Source organism: Halohasta sp. A2, assembly GCF_056175805.1.
In genome coordinates, this window is sequence record NZ_JAQFWV010000100.1 from 1 (window position 1) to 9,241 (window position 9,241).

Below are 9,241 nucleotides of genomic sequence, written 5' to 3' on the forward strand. Positions count from 1 at the left end.
GGATGATTGGGGATGGAAGAATCGAACCTGAAAGCCTGCACTCCGAAGACGCTCGGCTATGTCGTTGAACACCGGCTTGTGCTTTTGACACAGGATACCGATGCCGCAATTACGTTCCATACGGCTCCGCGAGGTGGTCTCGTTTTCGACCGACTGCGACGCCCAAACCGTCGAAGAACAGGCCCTTGCCGCCGGAAAATGCCGGATCGAGCCCGATCTCGCGGCCCCGAGCGATGCCAGTCAGTGGGCGGCCGCCGCCGCCGACCACGGGAGTCGAGCCGCACTCGGTATCCCGATCAGCTACGAGGCGATTCCCTACGGGGTTTTGGGCGTCTACACCGACCGCCGAGACGGGTTTGGAGCCGACGAAGCGGCCCTCATCGAGACGGTCGCCACCCTTACCGGATTTGCAATCGGTGCGAGCGAACGCCGCAGAGGCGATACGAGCCGACAGGTCGTCGACATCGAGTTCAATGTCTCGTCGACCGACCTGCCGTTCGTCCGGATCGCCGACGCGCTCAGCTGTTTGATCCGGCTCATCCAAACGCTCACCCAGACCAACGGAACGACACTCACACGGTACCGCATCAGCGAGACGCCGACCGACCGGATCGATGGGCTCGAATCGCTCTTAGATGTCGAGTCGGTCGAGCTGTTCGAACGTTCGAGCTTTGACGACGAGCTAGCGGTCGTCTCGACGGGGTCGTGGTGGGAAGAACTATTTGGGCTCTATGGGGCGCGTGTCGGTGATGCAACCGTCGACGCTGACGGGGCGACCCTCCGTCTCGAACTTCCACCGAGAACGACCGTTCGATCGGTCGTTGACGCGGTCGCCGAACGGTATCCGGGTGCCGAGCCGATCTCTCGGAGTAAGCGGAGCCGACCGGATCGTTCGCTTGAGGAACTCCAAACCCTACTCGGCGACCAGTTGACTGACCGGCAACGAGAGGTTATTGAGACGGCATACCACGCAGGCTACTTCGAGTGGCCACACGCGACATCGAGCCAATCGGTCGCCGAACTACTGGGAATCACACAGCCAACGTTCGCCGAACACTTTTGCACCGCACAGCAGCGAATTATACAGCTCTTATTCGAAAACGACAAAAACGACAAGAGAGAGCCAGAGCCGTAACCGCAGGCAGCCAATCCGAACCGTACGCAATGCTTAACACCCAATACTGATGGGTTGACATCTGGCATTCTATCCCCATTTAATATAGTGAATATCATTATAATAGACCGGTCCGTATTGAGCATATGTTCGAAAAACTCAGAAAACTGCTTTCGTTTGCTGGAGAGACCACACCAAAGGCTGAAAGCCGAGCCAACACAGAGGAATCTACTACTGAGGCGACAGTAGCCGACGCAGCAAGCGCACGAATGCGTACCGCAACCGCGCGGGCAAGTTCGACGAAAGATACGCAGGCAGCCTCGACAGTCCAACAGCCCGAACCGAATCCACACGTAAGCGCGAGCGAACTACCATTAGCCTCGGACGGCGGTTTCCAGACACAGGCGCTCGCGAACGAGGGTTCGGTGGAACCGGGTAACCCTGTCGAGGCAGCCCGGGCCGACGAAGAGATAGTCGTCATCGAGCGTGACCGACTCGAAGAGATCCAGACGTCGACCCACGAACTCACCGCGGCCGCTGAACAGATAGCCGAAAGCACCGACGAGATCAGCGGCGTCGCCGCTGAACAAGCCGACAACATGACTGAAGTAGCTGACGAGGCTTCCGATTTGAGTGCCACTATCGAAGAGATCGCCTCCAGCTCTGAGGAAGTACGGAGCGAAAGCCGTAACGCTCGTGAAATGGCCGAACAAAGCCAAACGGCTGCAAGTGATGCGATCGACGCGATGGGCGAGGTTGACGCGGTCACCAGTGATGTCGAAAGTGACATTCTAAAACTCCAAGATCGGATGGACGAGATCGATCAGGTCGTCACTGTGATTCAGAATATCGCCGATCAGACCAACCTGTTGGCGCTCAACGCCTCGATCGAAGCCGCCCGTGCAGGCGAAGCCGGTGACGGCTTTGCTGTCGTTGCCGACGAAATCAAATCGTTGGCCGAGGAAACTCAAGAACAGTCCGTCGAAATCGAGGAAATGGCTGGGCGAGTCAAATCCGACACGAAACAGACGGCTGAGAGTATTGATCAGGCCAACGAAAGCGTTGACGAAGGACTCGAAGAGGTCGACAACGCCATCGAGAACCTCAATCGGATCGTCGAAGCTGTCGGCGAGATTAACGATGGTATCGCCGAGGTGTCCGACGCAACCGACCAACAGGCAGCCAGTACCGAGGAGATCGCCTCCATGACAAACGACGCAAGCAATAGGGCGCGGATGTTCGCTGACGAGGTCGACGAACTTGCCGACGCCAACGAGGAACAGGCAGCCGAAGTCACCGAAATCTCACAGCTCGTTGAGTCGGTCAGCGACAACTGGGAAGCAGATTTCGAGGCGAGCAAATAAAATGACTGACGATGCTACACAGGTGCTCAGCTTCAGGCTCGGCGACAGCGAGTACTGTCTGCCCATCGATTACGTGGCCGAAATCGTTGGCAGCGAGAGTATTCAGTCACTGCCGAACGCCGCACCTCACGTCGAGGGGATCACGGACCTTCGTGACCGGACGACGACGGTCGTCGACCCCAGCAAACTACTGGGCGTCGACACTGGTGCGCTGGTGACCGACGGCGGACGGGCCACAAACCGGATTATCGTCCTAGATTCCGAGGCCCTAGGCACCGACTCGACGACCGGCTGGCTCGTATCGGCGGTCACCGATGTCATGGAGGTTGGTGAGCATGAGCTCGATACCGAGACCACCGCTGACAATGAGCTGTTGCGTGGCTTCCTCAAAGACGACGACGGGTTCACGCTCTGGCTCGACCCACACGAGTTCACTGTCTGACCCGCAGACACTGAACCGGATTAAAGAGCGATATTAGTAGACACTATGAACAAATTCAAATCGCATCACAACTATATTATCAACCACAATCATTTCTTTTATCCATTGACATCCTCCCCGCGCTGAACAGTAGTTGCCGAATCACATTCTGCTCCACGTAAACTGAGTTGTTGCGCTCAAAACTCACGATATCGCAGTAGATTACGCTATGACGAAGTCACTAAGAGAGCGAGGGAACGGCGCGCCAGCTGGCCGCAGTAGCCCACAGACAGTGTGGATAGGTTCGTCCAGTGAGATCCGCTTGGTCGACGATCTTCGGTCGGCGTGTTACTCGACTGGTGCCGACTACCTGCAGCAACGCAACGAGGCGATCATCACCCTCATGTACGATACGGGCCTTCGAGTCGGCGAACTGGTTGCGGTCGACGTGGATATGCCCAGAGAGGGCAACAGCGTGCTGTATGTTCCGACGGAGATCCAAAAGGACTACCCGAACGACAACGAGCCCGCACCGGCGACGTTGGAGCTGTCGGCTGACGTGTCGCGGTTGCTGTCGTCGTATCTGAACAGCCGTTGGAAGGACTCGCCTGCGTTGTTCCCCTCGCGGTCGAGCGACAGAATCACGACCCAGGGCGTCCGCAACGCGATCTCGAAGGTCGTCGAGGAAGCTGCTGTCGAGCCGTACCTCCTCGATGGTACTCGTGGTGAGCCGGGCGACGTGACACCGCACGCGCTTCGTCACAGTGTCGCCTACCGGATGATGAACGCCGAGGAGGGGAACACGCTGTACGACGTTCGGAACCGACTGCGGCATCGAAGCATCCAGACGACCGAGCAAGTCTACGATCACATCATCCGAGTATGACTGACGACACCGATGTCGACCCCGAGAACCCACGTCCCGAAGGTCATTACCCCCGGTTCAGGGACAACGAATGGCACTACGTCCCCGACGAACTCGCCCAGACGATCTCGCTGGGACCTAGGGGCGACGGCGAGGAGGGCCAGGACTGGGTACTGACGTACACGCCCGAGAAGCGAGACCCAAACGACCGGGAGAAGGCACTTGTCCGGCTGACGCCGCGTGCGCTCCACGAGCTCTACATCGAGGTCAAGGATCTCGACGTAGAGACTCGGCAGATGGGTCACCGTGCCGACTGCGATCTCTGTGGCCAAATGGTCGACATGGATCGAGCCATCCCGAATCAGCGTGGCGAACCGTGTCACAAACACTGCTGGGCAGAATATACGGGAGCTCCTGACTGGTTCGCTGACCACGTGTGATCACGTGTTTCATTGTGTACCGCGCATTATTTATTTCAATATATCAGGGATACAACCAATGTACGAATTAAGTAGCTTTCAGCGGGATCTGTTATATTGTGTCGCTGCTCTCAACGAGCCATCTGGCTTGGAAATCGGTTCTGAGCTGGCAGAGTATTCTTCGACTGAGGTGAATCATGGACGCCTCTACCCCAATCTTAACGACCTCATTGAGGAGGGGCTGCTCAGCAAGGAGAAAAAAGACGGTCGGACAAATCTGTACACACTCAGGCCACTGGGTATAGAACTCATCGAAGAGCGTCAACAGTGGGAAGCCGACAAACTTTGAGAGGCCGGAATCGATCTCGACTGACTTAGGTGTTGATCGAATTTGGGATAATTTAATTACTGAGCTTTCGACTTCGGATAAAAACTAATTTCTAACCAAGTTTAGTGATTTATTCATAGAAATCAACATTGCTGATTTCGAACCGTGCACCACCATCAGTTCCAGTCGTCACGCTGATCTTCCAATTGTGGGACTCAACAATTTGTCTCACGATTTCCAAACCAAGTCCGGTTCCGTCATCATTCGTTGAATATCCAGTTTCGAATATTTTCTCTCGGTCTGTCTCGGGAATTCCGGGGCCAGAATCCTCAATATAGAAACCATTGTCCAATCCTCCAATAGTTATAGAGACATCAGTACCACCATGTTCGATTGCGTTACGAATGAGATTTTCAAACAATTGTTGTAGCCGGCTCACATCTGCCATGATCGTTTGGTTGATCTCCAGATTCAAGGTGGCATCGTGGGTCTCGACATTCGTCCATGAGCGCTTGAGGATAGCCGAGACTGAAACGGGCCGCTGGTCACTCAGATCTTTGCCACTCTTAAACAATGTGAGGAGATCATCTATCAGGTTATCCATCCGTTCGTGTGCGTTGCTAACCGGTACTATATGCTCGCTGTCACACTCTTTGCGTACCAATCCGAGATGACCCTGTGCAATATTTAATGGGTTCCGCAAATCATGAGAGACTACAGATGTAAACTGATCAAGCCGTTCATTCTGGGATTTGAGTTCCTGTTGTTGCTGTTTGAGCGCGGTGATATCGTTGATAACCACGACGCGACTATCTTGTCGCAAACGACTGGTTTCTGTAGGTGTTGCTGTTATTTCATAAAACCGCTCATCCGATCCTGTCTCGCTTATGTTGACCGTCTCCTGAGTGACAGTATCTTTCTGCAGGAGTGTATAGAGTGCATCTTCCCGAACAACGTCTTCGAGTTGAGCTCCGATTGCTTCCTCGGAGACACCGAACAGTTTCATTCCAGTTGGATTGATGTCACCGATTCGGTTGTAGCGGTCAAGGACCAAGACAGCAGGTGAGATGTTTTCGAAGACCGTTCGTAGGGCAATCGGGTCGACATCTGTGAGGCGGTAGCGGAACATTGCCACCCAGAGTGCACCAACCGTTATTGAAAGCGAAATCGGTGTGAAGTCAGCAGGGATCAATTGGAGGGAGTGCGGAATATTCGCAGCCCAGGGCGCTGCAACTGCGAGCAACAACATAGCAGTCTGAAGCTGATAAAGATCTCTCGCAGTAATGGCGTGCCTGATTAATACATACGATCCAGCCAGCAACAGCGTGTATGTAAAAATGACAAAGGCCCAGAATCCGGGACCGGGTATCGTGGTTAGTCCTTCTGGTACAGCAGCTGAATAATCAATATCAGCCCAGTACAAGTGATGGTATGGGTTTGTCCAGACAAGGGCTAAAAATACCAGACCAAAACCACCAAGGACGGCGACTGCTCGGGTAGGAAACGTCTGAACGTATCCCGTATAAATGACTGCAAGGAGAGCGAACGCAATCGGTGAGGCAATAATCCCGATGTAGGATAGTTGGAGCCATCGGAGTTCTGCTATGGGTGTCGACGCTAGTGTGAGTCCGATAGTCCCACTGGCCCAGATCACGGCTGCGAGACACGTCGCAATGAGAGCATTTGCACCAACTGCCGCGCGATTTTTCCATGCTGAATAAGACACTCCAAGGCCCCAGAGGCATGTCACCACAAGTAGCGTCACATAGAGTGCTTGGAACATTTATTGATCTATTACTACTCAGAAGACATTACGAGTTAATATAGTCGAATACTTTACGGAATTCAATCGGGTTATCGTATAACTCGATTACTACTGTCTTGGCCATTGGACCCACAGTGACTTCTCCCAAGAATTATAACGGGTTAGTAACTTGTTAATAATAGAACAGACACAGTCCCATGTATGATTCTGGAATAGGTTTTGTCATCGGGACAGACCTCAGTTGTAACTAAATATAGATTAATATGCAGAATGAGATGGAGGTTCCTTGGTCAGAGCATACTGTAATCGAGAGATCAGAACTACTGAATCATCTCTCTGATTCTGGTGAGTGGCGCAAAAACAAAATTAAGGCCACATCTTTCATTGTCAGTCCAAGCTATGGTACACTAGATTACGACGGCTTCGTAAATTTTCTCCGAAACAAATTCATGTTCTTTGCGCTCTCCGAAGAAGATATCGAGGCCTCTGATCGGCCACATCTTGAAGCACAAGGGCTCTCAGATTATAAGGACGATGCTAAGATGGATGGCAAGTGGGGGGAGTTGATTCTATTTACAATGGTTGAAGGCTTTCTTGATATTCCTATGATGTCGCACAAGCTTGGCTGGAAACAGAACCCGACTGATCAGATAAAGGGATCTGATGGTCTCTTTTTTGGGAAATACGAGGGATCACCGACGTTGGGAATTGGTGAGGCGAAAATGTACACTGACTTGGATAGCGGGATTAAAGAAGCTCTTCACAGCACAGATCGATTCCACGGTGAGGATAGCCAACTCCGAAATCGGCACGAATTAACGGTTGCTATGGGTAATCCGAGCGACAATCTCTCCAAAGAGAAAATCGAATTGCTTTCGTCACTTTTTACGGGTGAATCCCGAGATTACCAAATGCTCCATCCAATCTTCATTGGATACGAGGACAAAGAGCTAGAGAAGTACCAAACAAAACCAGTTGAGGACGATCAGGAACTAGTAGACCGTCTCCAAGACCACATTGAGGATACTGATTTACTCTCTAAAGTAACCAATTCTCTAGAGGACGATTACAGCCATCTTCGAAAACACTGGCTGACATTCTTTTTCCTCCCACTAGAAAATAAAGATCAATTTGTAGAGAATATCAAAGCGGCCATTTACCCGTGGGCGACGAACCACTAATGTCTACTTACGAAAACGCAGCGGACTTAGAGTTCTTCAACGACTGTCTCGATACGCTGATAAAGGACCTGCTTTACGATGATCTCGGCGTCGTTGATTATCGTTGGGATCAGAACTCTGAAAGTACTATACAAAAGAGTGCTTGGGTAGCATCTCTTCTCGCCTCCAGTGATGAAGAAAAACACCAGTCTAAGGCCCTCTCTTTTGCGATTCTCGCATATATTAAGAAGCGAGGGACTGATAACGAGGAGATGTACGAGCGGTACCTCTATATTGTTCTCTCCAGAATCGGCAATCTTCAAACGTTCAATACTGTTCGGCGAGAGCAGGTAGATGTCAGCTTCGAGGAGAGGCTTATTTCATCGCTTGACTCTGCATTGAGTCTTGAACTGAATTCTGACCTCCAGCAGCACGAACTTGGTGATGGAACTGTGCTGTCCTCCTTTCAGAAGGATATCCTAAATGCTCTTCAAGCAGGAAGGGATATCGCTATATCCGGTCCAACTTCTTCTGGCAAATCATTTATACTTCGGAAATATATACAGAGAGAACTCGAAAGCGCGGATAGCTTCGAAGCAATCTACGTCGTCCCAACTAGAGCACTCATTGCAGAAATGAGTGAGAAACTCTCCAGTCTCAATGACGATTTAGATGGAGAAAAAGAGATTGAGGTCAGAACTGGTGCATATTTTGAGGAATCAGAGGACTTGGAAACAGATTCTAATTCGTTCTTAGTAGTTACTCCTGAGCGGTGTCTGAGGCTCATTGACGAAGACACTAGGGCGAGAATTGATCCGGACCTCATATTTTTCGACGAGATTCAGAATGTTCAGGACGGGCAGAGGGGTGTCGTTTTCGAGGACATAATTCAATTACTCAGCGAATCTTGGCCGGAAACTCAAATCGTCGCCGCAGGCCCCTACCTGGAGGAGCCACAGGATACTCTGAGCAGTCTGACAGACCGAGAAGTAGTACAGATCAAAACCGCATTCACACCGGTTCTTCAGATGAAGGCGATTATGCGATTCAAGAGTGCAAAAAACCAATCCGGCTCTAGACGGATGGTTGAAATCATTCTCTACAGTCCTTCTGGAGATAAATTAGAGTTTACTGTAGCCGAACCAGATGACCTGACGTATACGACAGTCAACAATAGCAAGACTAGAGCACTGACCACAATAATTGACGAATATGGGCAGAATAGCCAAAATCTGGTATACGCCAGTAAAACTAATCTAGCTGAGGATCGAGCCAGCGCAATTGCGAACAACCGGGACCGACAAATAACGTCTGCGAGAATCGATGATCTCACCGAATTTTTGAAGAATACGATCCACGAAGATTATCCACTCATTGACCACCTGGAAAAAGGAGTGGCCTTCCACCACGGTCGGGTTCCGAAGATTGCGAGGGAAGAGATTGAAGACCTCTATCGCTCGAAAGTGGGGCTGGACACAATTGTATGTACTTCCACTCTACTGGAAGGCGTAAATCTTCCTGCGGAGAAGATTTTCCTAACCAGTGCATATCGCGGAGACGATGAGCTGTCAGAACTCGACTTCCAGAACCTCGTTGGACGGGTCGGTCGCGTTGATTCCCGCCTTTACGGTTCTATCTATTGTGTTGAGGCCGAAGGAGACGAATGGGTGGATGAAAAATTGGTCGCGTCTCAGAACCGTTTAGACTTCACCTCCAGTAGCCTCAACCGAGGCGGTACAGTGAATCTTCTCGTGGAGTGATTCACACAGAATCTCATTGAAGAACCGGTTGTAGCGATCTGGATC

Annotated in this window: 8 protein-coding genes and 1 pseudogene; 8 read left to right on the forward strand and 1 reads right to left on the reverse strand. The window is 51.6% G+C overall.

What is annotated here, in order from left to right:
- Nucleotides 1-100 precede the first annotated feature (100 nt).
- From O2S87_RS17130 to O2S87_RS17155, 6 genes are all read left to right on the forward strand, one after another.
- Nucleotides 101-1,135 carry a bacterio-opsin activator domain-containing protein gene (locus O2S87_RS17130; RefSeq protein WP_475409972.1) on the forward strand — a complete coding sequence of 345 codons (1,035 nt, stop codon included), beginning with the start codon at nt 101-103 and terminating at the stop codon, nt 1,133-1,135.
- A gap of 125 nt (nt 1,136-1,260) precedes the next feature.
- Nucleotides 1,261-2,478 carry a methyl-accepting chemotaxis protein gene (locus tag O2S87_RS17135; protein WP_475409973.1) on the forward strand — a complete coding sequence of 406 codons (1,218 nt, stop codon included), beginning with the start codon at nt 1,261-1,263 and terminating at the stop codon, nt 2,476-2,478.
- A gap of 1 nt (nt 2,479) precedes the next feature.
- Entirely contained in the window at nt 2,480-2,920 is a 441-nt protein-coding gene (locus O2S87_RS17140; protein ID WP_475409974.1) for a chemotaxis protein CheW, read from the forward strand.
- Nucleotides 2,921-3,128: 208 nt separating this feature from the next.
- A complete protein-coding gene (locus O2S87_RS17145) occupies nt 3,129-3,785 on the forward strand; it encodes a tyrosine-type recombinase/integrase (RefSeq protein ID WP_475409975.1) in 657 nt (218 codons plus the stop codon).
- A complete protein-coding gene (locus O2S87_RS17150) occupies nt 3,782-4,204 on the forward strand; it encodes a DUF8161 domain-containing protein (RefSeq protein WP_475409976.1) in 423 nt (140 codons plus the stop codon). The genes O2S87_RS17145 and O2S87_RS17150 overlap by 4 nt, the downstream gene beginning before the upstream one ends.
- Nucleotides 4,205-4,262: 58 nt before the next feature.
- Nucleotides 4,263-4,532 carry a helix-turn-helix transcriptional regulator gene (locus O2S87_RS17155; RefSeq protein ID WP_475409977.1) on the forward strand — a complete coding sequence of 90 codons (270 nt, stop codon included), beginning with the start codon at nt 4,263-4,265 and terminating at the stop codon, nt 4,530-4,532.
- 109 nt (nt 4,533-4,641) lie between these two features.
- On the opposite strand, the gene O2S87_RS17160 is transcribed toward O2S87_RS17155, so the two are convergent.
- Nucleotides 4,642-6,294 carry a histidine kinase N-terminal 7TM domain-containing protein gene (locus O2S87_RS17160; RefSeq protein WP_475409978.1) on the reverse strand — a complete coding sequence of 551 codons (1,653 nt, stop codon included), beginning with the start codon at nt 6,292-6,294 and terminating at the stop codon, nt 4,642-4,644.
- Nucleotides 6,295-6,539: 245 nt separating this feature from the next.
- Between O2S87_RS17160 and O2S87_RS17165 the strand changes: the two genes are divergently transcribed.
- On the forward strand, nt 6,540-7,457 hold the full coding sequence (locus O2S87_RS17165; RefSeq protein ID WP_475409979.1) for a HamA C-terminal domain-containing protein: 918 nt from the start codon (nt 6,540-6,542) through the stop codon (nt 7,455-7,457).
- 251 nt (nt 7,458-7,708) lie between these two features.
- A pseudogene (locus O2S87_RS17170) lies at nt 7,709-8,353 on the forward strand (DEAD/DEAH box helicase); the annotation flags it as partial.
- Nucleotides 8,354-9,241: the final 888 nt, after the last annotated feature.

Coding starts and splice junctions, on each gene's coding strand:
- O2S87_RS17130 (WP_475409972.1), top strand. CDS start 101: ATGCCGCAATTACGTTCCATACGGCTCCGCGAGGTGGTCTCGTTTTCG.
- O2S87_RS17135 (WP_475409973.1), top strand. CDS start 1,261: ATGTTCGAAAAACTCAGAAAACTGCTTTCGTTTGCTGGAGAGACCACA.
- O2S87_RS17140 (WP_475409974.1), top strand. CDS start 2,480: ATGACTGACGATGCTACACAGGTGCTCAGCTTCAGGCTCGGCGACAGC.
- O2S87_RS17145 (WP_475409975.1), top strand. CDS start 3,129: ATGACGAAGTCACTAAGAGAGCGAGGGAACGGCGCGCCAGCTGGCCGC.
- O2S87_RS17150 (WP_475409976.1), top strand. CDS start 3,782: ATGACTGACGACACCGATGTCGACCCCGAGAACCCACGTCCCGAAGGT.
- O2S87_RS17155 (WP_475409977.1), top strand. CDS start 4,263: ATGTACGAATTAAGTAGCTTTCAGCGGGATCTGTTATATTGTGTCGCT.
- O2S87_RS17160 (WP_475409978.1), bottom strand. CDS start 6,294: ATGTTCCAAGCACTCTATGTGACGCTACTTGTGGTGACATGCCTCTGG.
- O2S87_RS17165 (WP_475409979.1), top strand. CDS start 6,540: ATGCAGAATGAGATGGAGGTTCCTTGGTCAGAGCATACTGTAATCGAG.